Origin of the sequence: Alloalcanivorax sp., from assembly GCF_964221125.1 — a bacterium.
GTDB lineage: Bacteria > Pseudomonadota > Gammaproteobacteria > Pseudomonadales > Alcanivoracaceae > Alloalcanivorax > Alloalcanivorax venustensis.
Genome location: NZ_CAXPXK010000035.1, coordinates 1 through 15,633, shown reverse-complemented (window position 1 = coordinate 15,633; position 15,633 = coordinate 1). Strand labels below are relative to the sequence as shown.

16 protein-coding genes are annotated in these 15,633 nt (G+C 65.6%); 3 read left to right on the top strand and 13 right to left on the bottom strand.

Features of this window, described 5'->3' with window-relative positions; all coding sequences use genetic code 11:
- Positions 1–4: 4 nt before the first annotated feature.
- From ACEQZD_RS04985 to ACEQZD_RS04970, 4 genes are all read right to left on the bottom strand, one after another.
- Positions 5–529: a DUF934 domain-containing protein gene (locus ACEQZD_RS04985; RefSeq protein ID WP_142949871.1), complete on the bottom strand. Its 525-nt coding sequence runs from the start codon at positions 527–529 to the stop codon at positions 5–7.
- Positions 522–2,171 (bottom strand): nitrite/sulfite reductase, encoded by a 1,650-nt coding sequence (locus tag ACEQZD_RS04980; RefSeq protein WP_142949870.1) that lies wholly within the window; start codon positions 2,169–2,171, stop codon positions 522–524. Before ACEQZD_RS04980 ends, ACEQZD_RS04985 begins: the two co-directional genes overlap by 8 nt.
- A 133-nt stretch (positions 2,172–2,304) precedes the next feature.
- A complete protein-coding gene (locus ACEQZD_RS04975) occupies positions 2,305–2,556 on the bottom strand; it encodes a DUF2970 domain-containing protein (protein WP_142949869.1) in 252 nt (83 codons plus the stop codon).
- A gap of 7 nt (positions 2,557–2,563) precedes the next feature.
- The gene (locus ACEQZD_RS04970; protein WP_142949868.1) at positions 2,564–3,889 is read right to left on the bottom strand and encodes an MATE family efflux transporter; all 1,326 of its coding nucleotides are present in this window, start codon (positions 3,887–3,889) and stop codon (positions 2,564–2,566) included.
- Positions 3,890–4,038: 149 nt separating this feature from the next.
- Between ACEQZD_RS04970 and nfuA the strand changes: the two genes are divergently transcribed.
- The gene (gene nfuA / locus ACEQZD_RS04965; RefSeq protein ID WP_370184371.1) at positions 4,039–4,632 is read left to right on the top strand and encodes a Fe-S biogenesis protein NfuA; all 594 of its coding nucleotides are present in this window, start codon (positions 4,039–4,041) and stop codon (positions 4,630–4,632) included.
- A gap of 63 nt (positions 4,633–4,695) precedes the next feature.
- Here nfuA and ACEQZD_RS04960 read toward each other — a convergent pair whose 3' ends face one another.
- A complete protein-coding gene (locus tag ACEQZD_RS04960; RefSeq protein ID WP_142949866.1) occupies positions 4,696–5,478 on the bottom strand; it encodes a M48 family metallopeptidase in 783 nt (260 codons plus the stop codon).
- A gap of 145 nt (positions 5,479–5,623) precedes the next feature.
- Positions 5,624–7,027 carry a haloalkane dehalogenase gene (locus ACEQZD_RS04955; protein WP_370184368.1) on the bottom strand — a complete coding sequence of 468 codons (1,404 nt, stop codon included), beginning with the start codon at positions 7,025–7,027 and terminating at the stop codon, positions 5,624–5,626.
- A gap of 68 nt (positions 7,028–7,095) precedes the next feature.
- Here ACEQZD_RS04955 and ACEQZD_RS04950 point away from each other — a divergent pair, with 68 nt between their 5' ends.
- A complete protein-coding gene (locus ACEQZD_RS04950; RefSeq protein WP_142949864.1) occupies positions 7,096–7,419 on the top strand; it encodes an SET domain-containing protein in 324 nt (107 codons plus the stop codon).
- A gap of 12 nt (positions 7,420–7,431) precedes the next feature.
- Here ACEQZD_RS04950 and ACEQZD_RS04945 read toward each other — a convergent pair whose 3' ends face one another.
- From ACEQZD_RS04945 to ACEQZD_RS04925, 5 genes are all read right to left on the bottom strand, one after another.
- Complete coding sequence (locus tag ACEQZD_RS04945; protein WP_142949863.1) at positions 7,432–8,145, bottom strand: RluA family pseudouridine synthase; 714 nt, start codon at positions 8,143–8,145, stop codon at positions 7,432–7,434.
- Positions 8,126–10,504 carry an endopeptidase La gene (gene lon / locus ACEQZD_RS04940; protein ID WP_142949862.1) on the bottom strand — a complete coding sequence of 793 codons (2,379 nt, stop codon included), beginning with the start codon at positions 10,502–10,504 and terminating at the stop codon, positions 8,126–8,128. Before lon ends, ACEQZD_RS04945 begins: the two co-directional genes overlap by 20 nt.
- Positions 10,505–10,567: 63 nt before the next feature.
- Complete coding sequence (locus ACEQZD_RS04935) at positions 10,568–11,230, bottom strand: methyltransferase (RefSeq protein ID WP_142949861.1); 663 nt, start codon at positions 11,228–11,230, stop codon at positions 10,568–10,570.
- An 82-nt stretch (positions 11,231–11,312) separates the two neighbouring features.
- On the bottom strand, positions 11,313–12,257 hold the full coding sequence (locus ACEQZD_RS04930; RefSeq protein ID WP_142949860.1) for an alpha/beta fold hydrolase: 945 nt from the start codon (positions 12,255–12,257) through the stop codon (positions 11,313–11,315).
- Positions 12,258–12,364: 107 nt separating this feature from the next.
- Positions 12,365–13,213: a DMT family transporter gene (locus tag ACEQZD_RS04925; RefSeq protein ID WP_142949859.1), complete on the bottom strand. Its 849-nt coding sequence runs from the start codon at positions 13,211–13,213 to the stop codon at positions 12,365–12,367.
- 143 nt (positions 13,214–13,356) lie between these two features.
- On the opposite strand from ACEQZD_RS04925, the gene thpR reads away from it, so the two are divergent.
- Entirely contained in the window at positions 13,357–13,860 is a 504-nt protein-coding gene (thpR, locus tag ACEQZD_RS04920) for an RNA 2',3'-cyclic phosphodiesterase (protein WP_142949858.1), read from the top strand.
- Between the two features lie 189 nt (positions 13,861–14,049).
- On the opposite strand, the gene ACEQZD_RS04915 is transcribed toward thpR, so the two are convergent.
- Both ACEQZD_RS04915 and ACEQZD_RS04910 read right to left on the bottom strand, forming a co-directional pair.
- Complete coding sequence (locus tag ACEQZD_RS04915; protein ID WP_370184363.1) at positions 14,050–14,871, bottom strand: anti-sigma factor; 822 nt, start codon at positions 14,869–14,871, stop codon at positions 14,050–14,052.
- A 10-nt stretch (positions 14,872–14,881) separates the two neighbouring features.
- The gene (locus ACEQZD_RS04910) at positions 14,882–15,397 is read right to left on the bottom strand and encodes a sigma-70 family RNA polymerase sigma factor (protein WP_194855887.1); all 516 of its coding nucleotides are present in this window, start codon (positions 15,395–15,397) and stop codon (positions 14,882–14,884) included.
- Positions 15,398–15,633 lie beyond the last annotated feature (236 nt).

Below are 15,633 nucleotides of genomic sequence, written 5' to 3'. Positions count from 1 at the left end.
GGGATCAGGCCTGCTCGAGTTCCTGACGGCGGCGGTAGATCGGGCGCGGGTCGTGCACGTCGCCCTGGTAGGTCACCGAGAACGGCCGCAGGCCGTTTTCCAGCGCTTCATGGATGTCCCGGTCGGCACGCACTTCGAAGGCGTTGAAGCCGACGCGGTGCATGTAGAACAGCTGGTCCTGCAGCACGTCGCCCACCGCGCGCACCTCGCCGGTGAAGCGGTAGCGGGTGCGCAGCTCGCGGGCGTAGGAGTAACCGCGACCGTCCTTGAAGGCCGGGAAGTGGATCGCCACCAGCGGCAGGTGGGGCAGGTCGGCGGCCAGGTCGGCGGGCTCCTCGCCCGGCTCGAGACACACGCCCACCGGCGCCTCGCGCTCCAGCAGGGTGTCGCGGTGGGCCTGCCAGTAGGCCACGGGCACGATCACCGGTTGGTTCTCCGGCAGGCTCTGGCCGTCTTCTTCCAGCTGGCCCGGTTCGAACCGCTGCCAGCCGTTGTCGACGATTTCACCGTCGAGAATCATCTTACCCATAGACGTGTTCCTTGAACGGTTCCATACCAATGCGCTCGTAGGTGTCGATGAACGGCTCGTTTTCCAGCCGCTTGTCCACGTACACATTGATGATCTTTTCGATCACGTCGGTGACTTCATAGGACTCGAAGGAGGGGCCCATCTTCTCGCCGATGCGCGACAGCTTGTCGCCGCGACCGCCGAGCGTGATCTGGTAGAACTCCTTGCCCTTCTTGTCCACGCCGAGAATGCCGATGTGGCCGATATGGTGATGGCCGCAGGCGTTCATGCACCCGGAGATATTGATGTCCAGCGGGCCCAGGTCATGGACATAGTCCATGTCGTCGAAGCGGCGCTGGATGCCCTCCGCCACCGGCACCGACTTGGCGTTGGCCAGGGCGCACAGGTCGCCGCCGGGGCAGGCGACGATGTCGGTGAGCAGGCCCAGATTGGGGGTGGCCATGCCCAGCGCGTCCAGTTTTTCCCACAGCTCGAACAGGTCATCGGTGGCCACGTCGGACAGCACCATGTTCTGCTGGTGGGTGTTGCGCAGTTCGCCGAAGCTGTAACGGTCCGCCAGGTCGGCGATCGCTTCCAGCTGCTCGTCGCTCACGTCGCCGGGGATGCGGCCGGTCTTCTTCAGCGTCAGCGTCACGCTGCGGTAGCCGTCGCGCTTATGGGCGCGGGTGTTGGTGTGGTACCAACGGTTGAAGGCGCGGTTTTCCTGCAGCGCCTTGTCCAGCACGCCGTTGTCCACGTCGTCCCGGTAGGCCGGCTCGGTGAAGCAGCCCTGGATGCGCGCCACTTCCTCTTCGGTGAGCGTCATCGGGCCGTCCTTGAGCTCGGCGAATTCCGCTTCGGTGAGCTCGCGGTACTTCTCCGCGCCCAGTGCCTTGACCAGAATCTTGATGCGCGCCTTGAACTTGTTGTCGCGGTTGCCGTACTTGTTGTACACCCGCAGGATCGCTTCCAGGTAGGCGAGCAGATGCTGCCAGGGCACGAACTCGCCGATCACCTGGCCGGTCATCGGAGTGCGGCCCAGGCCGCCGCCGGCCCACACCTGGAAACCGGTTTCGCCGGCGTCGTTGTGGATCACCTTAACGCCGATGTCGTGCACACCGATCAACGCCGGATCGGCGTCCGGCACCGCGTTCACCGCGATCTTGAACTTGCGCGGCAGGTAGGCGAATTCCGGGTTGAAGGTGGCCCACTGACGGATGATCTCGCACCAGGGGCGCGGATCCTCGATTTCCTTGGGGTTCACGCCGGCGTATTCGTCGGTGGTGATGTTGCGGATGCAGTTACCGCTGGTCTGGATGGCGTGCATCTGCACGCTCGCCAGTTCCGCCAGGATATCCGGCACGTCCTGCACTTCCGGCCAGTTCAGCTGGATGTTCTGGCGGGTGCTGACGTGGCAGAAGCCCTTATCGTATTCGCGCACCACCTTGGCCAGGGTGCGCACCTGTTCGCTGGAGAGCAGGCCGTAGGGCACCGAAATACGCAACATCGGCGCGTAACGCTGAATATAGAGGCCGTTCTGCAGCCGCAGCACCAGGAACTCGTCCTCGCTGAGCTGGCCGGCCAGATAGCGCCGGGTCTGGTCGCGGTACTGAGCTACCCGCTCTTCCAGAAGCCGTTGGTCATAGTCCTGATATACGTACATGATGCCGTTGCGCCGTGTTTAATTCGTTGATTTGTAAAGAATATTTCTCTTTACCACCATGATTTGGCGGGAAATGTAGCAAAGTGGGCTTATACATAAAAGAAATATATTGCTATATCGCTAGTTCCCGGGGCTATGAACCAGCGGCGCTGAGGACCATGTTCACCACCACGAACATGGCGATCACGATGGCGATCACGATCACCACATAGACGCCGATATAGTCGCCGGCGCTGCCTTTCTTGAAGTCGCGCTCGCGGTTGCCGCTGCTCTGCACGCCGAAAATCGCCGCCAGCACGCTGTGCAGCACCTGGAAAAAGCCCGGGCGCTCGTGGTCGTCCTGCCGGTCGTCGGTATCCGGGTCGTGCTTGTGTTGCTCGCTCATGGTCACCTCATAGCTCTATATGGGCCCAGCCGCGCTTAATCCATAGGCCGCTCAGCAATAAAGATGTAATCAGCCGCTGAAACGCCTGGGCCAGCCAGATGCCGAGCAGCCCGTAGCCCAGCACGGGGCCGATGATATAGGCCAGCGGCAGAAAGAAAAACCACTGCACGGCGAGGGTCACCACCATCACCGAGCGGGCCGCCCCGGCGCCCAGCAGCGCCTGGGTGAAAATGATCGCCACGCCGTCCAGGCAGATCGCCAGGCCGGTGATCATCAGCGGCGCGCGGCCCAGCTCCACCAGCGCCGGCTGTTTCAGGAACAGGCCGAGAATCAGGTCCGGCACCAGCCACATGGGCAGCGCCAGCACGAACAGCAGCGACACCGCCAGCCGGGTCACGTCCCAGCCCCAGCGGTAGGCGTCGTCGGCGTCCCGCCGCCCCAGCGCCTGGCCCACCAGCGACGCCGCCGACAGGCCCAGCCCGATGGCCGGCAGAATCAGGAACAGGATCAGCGTGATCAGGATGTGCGCCACCGCCACCTCGTCGGCGCCCACCCGGCCGATAATCCAGAACAGCACGGTCAGGCCGGTGGCGAAAAAGAACTGCTGCACGCCGTTGGGCAGGCTGATGCGCAGAATATTGCGCAGGGTGGCGCGGCTGGGGCGGGCGCGCAGGAAGCCGTGTTCCCGGGCCGCTCGCCAGGTCTGAAGCAGGTAGAGCGCGCTGCCCAGGTAAAGCGCCAGGCTGGTGCCCAGGCCCGCGCCGGCGCCGCCCAGCGCCGGCAGGCCCCAGGCGCCGAAGATCAGGCCGTAGCTGAAGATCACGTTGGCGACATGGGTGATCACCAGGGTGCGCATGTAGACGCCGGAGCGGTTGATGCCGTTCCAATAGCCCCGGTAGCTGAAGTTCATCGCCACCGCCCAGACACTGAGCAGCCGCATGTCGAAATAGTCGCTGCCCACCTCGGCGACCCCGGAGGTGGGCGCCAGAAAGGCCATCATCGGCGCGCTGGCCAGGGCGAAAATCACTGAGATCGGAATCGCGAACGCCAGCCCCAGCACCAGGCCGGCGTTCAGCGGCACCGCGTAGTTGGCCCGGTCGCGCTCACCCTTGCGGCGCGCCACCATGGCCTGGACCCCGGCGCCCAGGCCGATCACCATGCTGATGGCGATAAAACTGGCGTAGCCGCCCAGGCCCACGCCGGCCAGCGCCTCGCCGCCCAGGCTGCCGACCATGGCGGCGTCCACCAGGTTCATCAGGCTCTGGCTGGCCATGGCGGCCATGATCGGTAGCGCCAGGGCGAGAATGCGCCGGCTGCGGGAAAGGTTAAGCACGCTGGATACTGCCCCACGTCGAGGAAGCGGGCACCTTAGCAGAAAGCCGGAATCGACCCCAGCGCCGGATCACGCCAGTTGCGTCACGGCCATTGCAACGCGCGAATACTTGACTAAAATAGTCAGGAAATTCGCAACCGAGAATCGGCATGACCGAACCCCTGATCCGAATCACAGATTCCGCTCAAGAGTACCTGCGCGACCTGCTGTCCCGGCAGGACCAGGGAGACATCGGCGTACGCATTTTCGTGGAACGCCCCGGCACCCCCCACGCGGAGTGCTGCATGGCCTACTGCCCCGAAGGCGAACAGGAAGAGGGCGACGAGCGCTACCAATACGAAGGCTTCCACGCCTTCGTGGAAGGCAAGAGCGTGCGCTACCTGGAAGACGCGGTGATCGACTTCAAGAAAGACTCCATGGGCGGTCAGCTGACCTTCCGGGCGCCCAAGTCCCGGGTGCCGGACATCAGCGCGGACGCCACCCTGGAAGAGCGCATCAACTATGTGCTGTATTCCGAGATCAACCCGAACCTGGCCGCCCACGGCGGCAACGTGCAGCTGCTGGAGCTCACCGAGGACAACGTGGCGGTGCTGGAATTCGGCGGCGGCTGCCAGGGCTGCTCGGTGGTCGACGTGACCCTCAAGGACGGCGTCGAGCGCACCCTCATGGAGCAGCTGCCGGAACTCACCGTCATCCGCGACAAGACCGACCCCAGTGTCACCGAGAACGCTTACTACCAGTAAGTGCTCGCGCGGCTAAAAAAAGGGCCCTTCAAGGGCCCTTTTTTTATGCCTGTAAGACCGGCGTCAGCCGCAGTTGGGCGTGCGGCCGGCGGACTGCGCCTGCTGGTACAGCGGCATGGCTTCGGGGATGCGCGCCTGCAGGCCCTCGATGCGGGTCTGGTTGCTGGGGTGGGTGGACAGGAACTCCGGCGGTGAACCGCCGCTGTTGGCGGCCATGTTCTGCCACAGGTTGACGCTCTGGCGCGGGTCGAAGCCCGCTTCCGCCATCAGATCCAGGCCGATCACGTCGGCCTCGGCTTCGTGCTTGCGGCTGAACGGCAACTGCACGCCGTACTGGGCGCCGACACCGAGCAGGCCCATCAGCGTCTGCTTCTCGGCGCTGTCGCCGCCGGCCAGGGCGGCCACCAGCTGGGTGCCGGTCTGGGTGGCGTACTGGATCGACATGCGCTCGTTGGAGTGCTGGGCGAGCACATGGCCCACTTCGTGGCCGATCACGGCGGCGAGCTGGTCCTGGTTATCGGCCACTTTCAGCAAGCCGGTGTGCACGCCGATCTTGCCGCCGGGCAGGGCGAAGGCGTTGGCGCTGTCGTCCTCGAATACGGTCACTTCCCACTGCTGGTCGGAATCCACCACGGCGACGATGGCTTCGGCCACGCATTCCACATAGCGGGATTCGGCGGTGCCGGTGACCGTGGGCTGCTGCTCTTTCATTTCGTTGTAGGCCGTGGCGCCCATTTGATCCATTTCCGCGGCCGGCAAAAACAGAAATTGCTGGCGTCCCAGGGGGGAGGTGGCGCAGGCGGTGAGGACCAGGGCCGCCACCACGGGCAGAGACAAGCGTTTCATGCTGGAGCTACTCCTTAGTAAAACTGCTCGAAAATCCGTTCACGGCGTTCGCCCACTGATGCGGGGGCACCGGGCGGCCCAGGGTAACCCCGTGTAAGGGGCGCCGCCAGCCAATAATATCAGGATTCCCGACCCGGGCACGCGGTTATGGCGCCGCGCCTTCGGCGGCCAGCAGCGCCCGTTTACGGTCCTGGCCCCAGTGATAGGCGCCGGCGCCGCCGGCGCGCGGCACCACCCGGTGGCAGGGCACCAGCACGGCGATCCGGTTGGCGGCCACGGCGCCGCCCACCGCCCGCGCCTGGCTGCCCACGCGGGCGGCGAGGGCGGCGTAGTCACTGGTGGTGCCGGCGGGCACCTCGAGCAGGGCGCGCCACACGCGGCGCTGGAAATCGGTGCCGATCAAATGCAGCGGGGTGTGACCGGAAGCCGTGAACAGGCCGGCGATGCGGGCGTCGTCGGTGCGCTCCAGCCGGCAGGCGGGAAAGCGTTCCGACACCTGGCGTTGTCCGTCGTCCGCGTCGTCGGCGAAGCTCAGCATCACCAGGCCCCGGTCGGACCAGGCCGCCACCAGGCCTTCGTCGCGGTCGGCCGGACGGGCCCGGGCGAAGGCCCAGTGCAGCGTGCCGCTGAATGTTTTGTCCTCCACCGCCACCACCGGCGCGCCGGTGGCCGCCGACGGTGTCCGTTGGCGGCACCAGTCCGCCAGCGCGCTGGCGATGGCGTCCGGGTTGTCTTCCTGCACATAGTGCAGGCCGCGACCGCAATCGACCACGTCCAGATGGGGGATGCGCTGGCTGAGCCAGGCCACTCGGGTGCGGCTGAGCACCGCGCCGGGGTGGAACTGCAGCAGCAGCATGGGCTGCGGCATGCGCTCCAGGCGCTGCTCGATGTCCTGGATGGCGGCCCAGGTCTCGGTGCGCCGGTCGTTGATCGGCAGCTCGCCGGGGAACACCCGGATCGGGTAGCGGCTGCGCGCGTCCGGAAACGGCGCCCGGTAGGCGGCCAGCACACTGCGCGGCAGCCGGCGCCGGGTGCTGAAGCGCAGCACCACATCGACGAACAGGTTCTGCCGTTGCAGCAGCCAGTAGCTCAGCCGCCGCTGCCGGAACGCGAAGAACAGCGGCCGCGCCGCCGGCGGAAACTCGTGCCAGTCGAAGGTGAAGGGGAAGGTTTCCATGAAGCAGAGTGCGCTGACCCGCTCCGGCTGGTGCTGGGCGAGACGAAAGCCGAGCGGCCCGCCCCAGTCGTGCAGCACCAGGGTGATGTCGCTGAGCTCGAGCGCGCCGACGAATTCGTGCAGGAAGTGATAATGGGTCAGAAAGCGGTAGTCGAGATCCGGTTTGTCGCTTTTGCCGAAACCGATCAGGTCCAGCGCCACGCAACGGTAGTGGGCGGTCAGCGGCTTGATCACGTTGCGCCACAGGTAGCTGCTGGTGGGGTTGCCGTGCAGGAACAGCAGGGTCGGGCCCCGGCCCTCGTCGATGTAGTGAAGGCGGTGACCGTCGACGGTCAGGTAGCGCGAAGTGAAGGGGTAATCGGCGAATCCCATGCCATGCGTCCGGGCGGCTTTTCTGGCAAGATGCCACGGCCCCGATGACTACTGCAAGCGTGAACGGTATGGATAAACCCTTTGTGCGCAAGGATCTGGTGGAAGTGAAGGAAAGCCCGGTGCACGGCCGCGGCCTGTTCGCGCGGGCGCCGATTTCCCGCGACACGGTGCTGGGTGTATTGAAGACACAAGCCGCCAAGGGCGACGGCCCCTACGTGCTGTGGCTCGACGACGAAGGCAAGGAACGCTACCGCGTGCTTTGCGATCTGCGTTTCATCAACCACGCCAAGAAACCCAATGTGGCTTACTACGACGACCTGACCGTGGTGGCGCTGAAGAACATCAAGGCCGGCCAGGAGTTGCTGCACGACTACGGCGACGACTGGGCCTAGCGCCGGTTCACACTAGAACGGCGCCGGGGAATAGAACTCCCGCCACAGACCGGTACACGGATGGTTGAACGCCAGACGTTCGGCGTGCAGTAATAAACGGTCGCTGCGATTGAGAATCTCCGACGGCGCGTACAGGTCGCAGCCGAGAATCGGATGGCCGATCTGGCAGCAATGAATGCGCAGCTGGTGGGTGCGGCCGGTGACCGGGCGCAGGGCCAGCCGGGTGGCGTCGCGGTCCGGGTAGCGGGCCAGCACCCGCCAGTGGGTGAGGGCGGGCTTGCCGGTGTCGAAGCACACCTTTTGCAGCGGACGGTTGGGCCAGTCGGCGATCAACGGCAGCGCCACCTCGCCGCTGTCCTCGGCCACCTGCCCGGCGACCACCGCCTGATACTGCTTTTCCACCTGACGGTTCTGAAACGCGCGGCTGAGATTGCTTTGCGCCCGCCGGTGCAGGGCCAGCACCATCAGGCCGGAGGTATCCAGGTCGAGCCGGTGCACCAGACGCAGATCCGGGTAATCCTGCTTCAAACGGCGGGTGACGCAGTCGCTGTTCTCCGGCGCGCGGCCGGGCACGCTGAGCAGGAACGCCGGCTTGTTGATCACCAGGATGTCGTCGTCCCGGTGGATCACGCCGATCGCTTCCCGGCATTCGGGCACCAGATAGCGCGGCGGCTGCTCCGCGCGGGTCAGCCGCCGCCGGCCCGATTCAACCCCAGACCACGTCATGGACATCCTGGTAGCGCTGGGCGAAGTGCACCGTCATGCCGTCCTTGATGTAGTCGGGCAGCTCCTGGTAATCCCGTTCGCAGGCCTTGGGCAGAATCAGCTCGCGGATACCGGCGCGCCGGGCGGCGATCACCTTTTCGCGGATGCCGCCCACCGCCAGAACCTGGCCGGTCAGCGTCAGCTCGCCGGTCATCGCCAGCTTGCGCGGCAGCCGCTTGCCGGTGGCCAGGGACACCAGCGCGGTGGCCATGGTAACGCCGGCGCTGGGGCCGTCCTTGGGCGTGGCGCCCTCGGGCACGTGCAGATGCACGAAGGACTCGTCGAACCAATCCTCGTCCACGCCGAACGTCTTGAGATGCCCGGCCACATAGCTGTAGGCGATCTCCGCGGATTCCTTCATCACATCGCCGAGCTGGCCGGTCTGCTTGAAGCCGCGCCGTTGGCTGTGCACCCGGCTTGCTTCCACCGACAGGGTGGCGCCGCCCATGGCGGTCCAGGCCAGGCCGGTGACCACGCCCACGCCGCGCTGGGCTTTCTCTTTCTGGAAGTAGGGCTGGCCGAGGAAATCCTCCAGATTCTTACCGGTGATGCTGATCTTCTTCTCGCCGGAGAGCAGACGCACCGCCGCCTTGCGGATGATTTTATTCAGCTGCTTTTCCAGGTTGCGGACGCCGGCCTCGCGGGCGTAGCCGTCGGCGATCTGGCGCAGCACGCTGTCGCTGATCTTCAGCTGCGACGGTTTCACGCCGGCCCGCTCCAGGGCGCGCGGCCACAGATGGTCGCGGGCGATCTCCACTTTCTCTTCGGTGATGTAGCCGCTCAGCCGGATGGTTTCCATGCGGTCCAGCAGCGGGCCGGGAATCGAATCCAGCGTGTTGGCGGTGCACACGAACAGGCAGTGGCTGAGATCGAGCCGCTGGTCCAGATAGTGGTCCAGGAAATCCTGGTTCTGTTCCGGGTCCAGCACTTCCAGCAGAGCCGACGCCGGGTCGCCCTGGAAGGACTGGCCCAGTTTGTCGATCTCATCCAGCATGATCACCGGGTTGCTGGTGCCGGCGTCCTTGAGCGCCTGGGTGAGCTTGCCCGGCATGGCGCCGATGTAGGTGCGGCGGTGGCCTTTGATCTCCGCCTCGTCGCGCATGCCGCCCAGGCTGAGACGGTAGAACTCCCGCCCCAGGGCTTCACCGATGGACTTTCCGATGCTGGTCTTGCCCACGCCGGGTGGCCCCACCAGCAGCAGAATCGAGCCTTTCACCTCGCCGCGCATGGCGCCCACGGCCAGGAACTCGACAATGCGGTCCTTCACGTCGTTGAGGCCGCTGTGGTGCTCCTCCAGCGTCCGGCGCGCGTGGCCCAGGTCGAGGTTGTCCTCGGAGTACTGGCCCCAGGGCACGCTGGTCAGCCAGTCTAGATAATTGCGGGTCACCGCGTATTCCGGCGAGCCGGATTCCAGCACGTTGAACTTGCGCAGCTCCTCTTCGAAGCGCCGGGTCACCGCCTCGGGCGGGTTCAACGCCTCAAGCCGCTCGCGGAATTCGTCGGCGTCGGCGGTGCGGTCGTCTTTCTCCAGGCCCAGCTCCCGCTGGATCACCTTGAGCTGCTCCTTGAGGAAGAATTCGCGCTGGTGCTTGCTGATCTTTTCGTTCACTTCCTCGCGAATCTGGTTCTGCAGGCGCGCCACTTCCACTTCTTTCTTGACCAGTGTCAGCACGCGCTCCATGCGTGTTTTCAAGGACACGGTTTCCAGAATGCCCTGCAACTCGTCGCCGCTGGCGCTGGTCAGGGAGGCGGCGAAATCGGTCAGCGGCGAGGGATCACGGGGCGAAAAGTTCTGCAGGTAGTGCTTGAGCCCTTCGTTGTACAAGGGGTTGAGGGGCAGCAGTTCCTTGATGGTGTTGATGATCGCCATGCCGTAGGCGCGCAGGCTGTCGTCCAGCTCATCGCGGGAAGTGGGGTAGGTCACTTCCGCCATGAACGGGCGCTTGCGGCTCAGGTAGCCCTGCACCCGGAAACGGGCCAGGCCCTGGGCCACCACCTGCAGCTGCTGGTCTTCATGATTGACCGCGTGCACCTTGACCAGACAGCCGTACTCGGGGAAATCCTCCACGCTCACGTCGTCCGGGTCCCGGTCGCCGATGTAGATCAGGCCCAGCGCGTGGTGCGGGGTCTGCCCGACGCGCTCCAGGGTGGCGCGCCACTGCTCCTGGTCCAGCAGCAGCGGCTGCACCAGACCGGGCATGAACGGACGGTCCCGGACCGGGATCAAATACACCCGTTGCGGCAGATTCTGATCGGGCAGCGCCAGGGCGCCCTGCGGAGTTCCTTCGTCAACCGTGGTTTGATGTTCTTCCTGACTCATGGGCTCGACTCATTGCAAAGCTGAAAACAACCTGACTCTAAGGTGGCGCCAGTGAGCCGCTTTTCAATCCCGGTCGACGATCAGAAGATCGGCGCTCAGCGCGCGCGGCGTCTGCGTGCGGCGCTCCACCACGCGGGCGTTGAAACGGGCCTGGCAGCGCTCGGCCAGATCATAGAACGGCGACCGCCCGGGGTCGGCGATGATGATTCGCTTCACGTCCTGGTCCAGGGCGCGCCGGATCAGATTGAACAGCACCGGCGTGAGCTCATCCCAGAAACAGATGTCGGCGCCGGTGATCATATCCACGTCGGCGAGGCGCTGCTTGGTAAGGCGCTCGAAGCGGCAACGCAGGGTGTCCACCTGAACACGGTTGATGGCGGCGTGCAGATCCAGGTAGGGGAACACGTCGGCGTCCGCGTCCACGGCGGTGACCCGGCAACGGAAACGCTTGGCGGCGAAAATCGCCAGCGGCCCCCAGCCACAGCCGATGTCCATCAGGTGGCTGTCGGCGGTGAGCCGGAGCGGGCCTTTTTCCCGTGTCAGTTGATCCATGATCAGAAAACTGGAGTTCCACACCTTATTGCCGTGGATGGTGGGCACGTGGTTGGCGCGTTTCAGCTTTCTGATTTCACGGTGGCCGCTGCGCAGCAACGTCAGGCCGCGGGTGTGAACCGTGTGAGCTTCACCGCGTTTGATACGCGGGGGCTGGGGTGTATCAAGGGGCATGGAGTTTTCCGGCGCCGAAAGGGGAAGCGCAAACACTACGGCGGCGCGGCCGGCGGTTCAAGGCCGGTGCGCCGCCTCCGGCTCAGCCGTCGATGTCCTGCCAGAAGGCGCGGAACGCTTCGGCGCTCTCCTCCAGGGCTTCCGCCATCGGCACATGGCCGACGCCTTCGAGGATCACCGCGCGGCTGTTAGGCAGCTCGCGCTGGAACACCTCCACATTGTCGACGCCCAGCAGGGCGTCCTCGCGGCCCCACAGAATCAGCGTCGAGGTTTTGATTTCCGGCAGCACGCCGCGCCCCTGCAGGCGCATGGCCGGGTCCAGATTGATGTCCTGCCACACCTTTTCCGCCACGTCCGCGTTGGCGGCTTTCTCCTCGCCCATCAGCGTGATGGCGAAATCGGGAATGCCCACGGAGCGTTCGCTGGCCCAGTCCAGGGTGGTGCGGAAATCCTCGGCGCTGTGCGGAATCAGCGGGTTGCTGTCCGACTGCTCCAGCACATTGAGAAATTCCGGTGTCTGCAGGGTGATGCCGGCGGCATCCACCAGGCCCAGGGAGCGGAGCCGGTCCGGCTGGCGCCGGGCCATCTCGATGGCGATGGCGCCGCCCATGGAGTTGCCGGCCACGTGGGCGCGCTCCACCTGCAGGGCGTCGAGCAGGCGGAACAGGCGCTCGGCCTGCTCACTGATACCGTAATCCATGTTGGTGGTGCGCGGCTCGGTGTTGCCGTGGCCGGGCAGGTCGGGAATCACGAAACGGTAGTCGCCTTCCAGTTCGTTGGCGAAGCGCACCCAGTTGCGCGAATCGGCGCCGAAGCCGTGGATCAGCAGCACCGCCGGGGCCTGGTCGGCGTCGCTGGATTGCAGCACCCGCCAGCGCAGGCCGTCGTCGGTGGAGACGGTGTGCTCTTCGAGCCCGGCGCGCCATTTTTCAAAATCCATTCCCTGGTGGTAAACCCACCGCTGGCTGCTTTCGCAGCCGGCCAGCAGCACCAGCGTCGCCGCCAGCATTAACAGTCGGATGGCCATTCCGTTTCCTCCGGGTTGTTATTGTTCCGTTCAAGACGGAAAGTCAGCTTAGTTGCTCGGTTTCCGTTTGGCACCACCGTGAAGGTCAAATTTTGTAGCAACCCGCTCTATCGGGACTTCAGATTCCAGATACCGGCGCCGATGATCAACAGGGTGCCGAGCACCGTGGACAGCACCAGGGTCTCGCCCCAGAACAGCCAGCCCAGGAACGCCGCCCACACCACCGCGGAGTAGTTGTACACGCCCACCTGGCCGGGGCGGGCCAGCTGGTAGGCGGTGGTCATGGCGAACTGCCCGGCGATCGCCACGCTGCCGATCGCCAGCAACCAGAGCATTTCGGTGCCGGTGGGCATCTGCTGCACGCGCAGCAGCAATAGCGCCGACAGCAGGGTGGCGAACAGGGAGAAGTAGAACACCACCCGGTGCGGGGGTTCGCTGGCCGCCATGCGCCGGATGCTCACCTTGGCCACGCTCATGATCGCGGCGCCGGCCAGGGCCACCAGCATCACCGGATCCACCACGCCCTCATCGGCGCGCAGGATGACGCCGACGCCGACAAAGCCGAGTACAATCGCCGCCCAGGTATGCCCGCTGATACGGTCGTTGAGCCACAGCCAGGCCACCAGCGGCAGAAAGAAGGGCACCGTCATCTTCACCAGCACCGCTTCCGCCAGCGGAATATGGGCGATGGTGAAAAAGAAGCAGAACATGGCGGTGACGCCGGTGAAGCCGCGGATAAAGTGCAGCCGCAGGTGGCTGGTGCGCAAATCGCGGATACCGCCACTGGCCACCAGCACCGGCAACAGCACCGCCAGGCCGATCAGATTACGACCGAACACGATCATTTCTACCGGCAGAGTGTCGGCGAGATGCTTGATCATCGCCGCCATGACCGCCAGCAGACCTTCGCCCAGCACCAGCAGAAGCGCGCCTTTAAAAGGCTGGTCGGGCTTCACCGCCGGCTACCACGACAGGCGCGGCGGCGGCTAACGTTGATCATCGCCATGGGAGCGTCATCATAGAGGGCGTCCAACGCCGTGGGTGGGGGCGGCATTCTAACGTCGGCGCCTCGTCCTGGCCATTTTTGAAGGGAGGACGCATGCGTTGTTTTATCGGTATTCCGGTGCCGCCGGCGCTGGCGGCGACACTCACCGCCAACCCGGTCCCGCCGACGGCGCGGCCGGTGCCGGCGGCCAATCTGCATCTGACCCTGGCGTTTCTCGGCGAGCGCTCGCGATCGCAACTGGAGCCGTTGCTGCCGCCGCTGAACAACGCCCTAGCCCGGTTCCCGGCCTTTACCGTGACCTTGAGCACCGTGGACGCGTTTCCCGAACCGGGCGGCCGTATCTGGGCCGCCCACGCGCGCCGGGACGTCGCGCTGCTGGATTTGCATCAACAGGTCTGGAGTGTACTCAGCCAGGCCGGGATCGAAGCCGAACCGCTGCAATTCCTGCCCCACGTAACCCTGGCACGCGCCGCCGCTCCGCTTCAGGCGGAGCCGACGCCCGGGCCCTGGGTCCTCCCGGTAAACTCCGTCATGCTTTATGAGAGTCCCCCGGACGGTTATTACCGGGTGCTCCAGAACTGGCCACTAAAGGATTAACCGGCTTCGCGATCACGGCCGCTACGGAGCACTTTTTGTGCGAGCGGGCCCAGCCCGCGAAAGGGAGCGAAGCTCCCGGCAGGATGCCAGAGACATGCCTAACGGCGGCACAAACAGCGTCTCTGGGATCCTGCCGGCTGGCTTAAGCCAGCCTTTCGCGGGCAGGGCCCGCTCCCACCAAGGCCGCATCTAGAAATTATTACCCGCCGCGGCCGGGCGGCTGGACCGGGAGGTGCCGGCGTCCTGGGGCGCCGGGGTGCCGTTGGCGGGAGCGGAGGAGGGCGCGCCGGTGGGGGCCGGCACGCTTTGTTCCGAAGTGCCGCGCGGGCCGCTGATTTTCTGCTGCATGGCCATGGCGGTCCGGGTGAGCTCGGCAAGCTCCATATCGCCCACCAGCAGATAGCTTTTGCCGCCTTGCTGCCAACGCACCAGCGGCACGCTTTTATCGGACATCACATGAAACCAGCCGTCCTGGATGGCGGTGTGGTGGTCCATTTCATACAGCGCCAGACGGTTGGAGCCGGCATCGTGGTAGCGATACTCGGTGATTTCCCGGCCGGCGAGCTGCAGCTGCTTCTGCGAGAGCGGTTGCAGGCCCAGGCCGCTGAACAGCCGTGGCCCGCTCACCTCGCCGGAGGCGCGGGCGGGCTGCATGTAGGCTTGCAGCACCATGTCCGCGAAGCGCGCCGGCGCCGGGCCGGAGCCCGCCATGCGCAGGGCGCCGCCGGTCACCAGCAGCGCCGCCACGATCAGCGCCGCCGCCGCGGGCCAGCGCCGGGCACGGGGCGCCTCGATCTGTGGGACCGATTCCTGGAATACCGGGTCGAGCGCCCGCCACAGGGCCGCTTCGCGGCGCCAGTAGGCGTAGATGCGGTCGGCGAACCGGGGGTGGGCACGGATTTCCGCGGCCACCCGGCGGGCGCGGTGCGGCGGCAGCTGGCCGTCCGCGAAGGCGCTCAGCTCTTCATCGGTGACCGCATGTTTCGCATTGCGATTGCCGAGCGAGATCATCGGTCCCTCCTCACTTGACCCGTTTCAACGCCGTTGTCCGTCGCCGGACCGCGGGCCTGTCCCGTTCCTGGCGCAACGTTTCCCGTGCCCGTGACAGGCGTGAACGCAGCGTGCCGACACGGACGCCGAGAATCCGTGCCGCCTCACGGTAACCCGGATTCTCAAGGGCCACCAGCAGCAGGGCGGCGCGTTGCTCGGTGGGCAACTGGTCGAGCGCCTCCAGTGCCTGCTGGCACTCGACGTGATCCTCCTGGTCGGCGGCCACGGTCTGATCCAGCCCGGCGTCCGCGCGCGGTTGCTCCTTGCGCACCGGCGCCGAGGTGCGCTGGTTGATGTACAGCCGGTACAGCATTCGAAACAGCCAGGAGCGCAGACGGCCGGACGGCCGCCACAGGTGGCGCTTGCGCAGCGCCCGCTCAAGGCAGTCCTGGACCAGGTCGTCGGCGGCGCCCGGATCGCCGCACAGCGCCGTGGCATAACGTCTCAGGTGGGGTATCTGGTCGCAGATCTGCTGCTCGAAACTCATCCTGTTCAATGGCCCTGTCAGCGGCGGTGTTACCAGTACCAACAAGACACAGGGCGGTTTGGTTCCGGATTTTTTTTGGAACCAATCCGGAGCGCGGGCTGTTGGTGGGATAGCGGGCGAGGCCCGCTGACTTTCGAAACGGTACGAAACAGGAGGATCGAATGTCTGTAGAGGACGTACGCAAAGGCTTGTTACTGGCCACCGGCCTGGTGTCTCTGGTCGCCGGCGGCGCGGCC

Coding starts and splice junctions, on each gene's coding strand:
- ACEQZD_RS04985 (WP_142949871.1), bottom strand. CDS start 529: ATGGGTAAGATGATTCTCGACGGTGAAATCGTCGACAACGGCTGGCAG.
- ACEQZD_RS04980 (WP_142949870.1), bottom strand. CDS start 2,171: ATGTACGTATATCAGGACTATGACCAACGGCTTCTGGAAGAGCGGGTA.
- ACEQZD_RS04975 (WP_142949869.1), bottom strand. CDS start 2,556: ATGAGCGAGCAACACAAGCACGACCCGGATACCGACGACCGGCAGGAC.
- nfuA (WP_370184371.1), top strand. CDS start 4,039: ATGACCGAACCCCTGATCCGAATCACAGATTCCGCTCAAGAGTACCTG.
- ACEQZD_RS04960 (WP_142949866.1), bottom strand. CDS start 5,478: ATGAAACGCTTGTCTCTGCCCGTGGTGGCGGCCCTGGTCCTCACCGCC.
- ACEQZD_RS04955 (WP_370184368.1), bottom strand. CDS start 7,027: ATGGGATTCGCCGATTACCCCTTCACTTCGCGCTACCTGACCGTCGAC.
- ACEQZD_RS04950 (WP_142949864.1), top strand. CDS start 7,096: ATGGATAAACCCTTTGTGCGCAAGGATCTGGTGGAAGTGAAGGAAAGC.
- ACEQZD_RS04945 (WP_142949863.1), bottom strand. CDS start 8,145: ATGACGTGGTCTGGGGTTGAATCGGGCCGGCGGCGGCTGACCCGCGCG.
- lon (WP_142949862.1), bottom strand. CDS start 10,504: ATGAGTCAGGAAGAACATCAAACCACGGTTGACGAAGGAACTCCGCAG.
- ACEQZD_RS04935 (WP_142949861.1), bottom strand. CDS start 11,230: ATGCCCCTTGATACACCCCAGCCCCCGCGTATCAAACGCGGTGAAGCT.
- ACEQZD_RS04930 (WP_142949860.1), bottom strand. CDS start 12,257: ATGGCCATCCGACTGTTAATGCTGGCGGCGACGCTGGTGCTGCTGGCC.
- thpR (WP_142949858.1), top strand. CDS start 13,357: ATGCGTTGTTTTATCGGTATTCCGGTGCCGCCGGCGCTGGCGGCGACA.
- ACEQZD_RS04915 (WP_370184363.1), bottom strand. CDS start 14,871: ATGATCTCGCTCGGCAATCGCAATGCGAAACATGCGGTCACCGATGAA.
- ACEQZD_RS04910 (WP_194855887.1), bottom strand. CDS start 15,397: ATGAGTTTCGAGCAGCAGATCTGCGACCAGATACCCCACCTGAGACGT.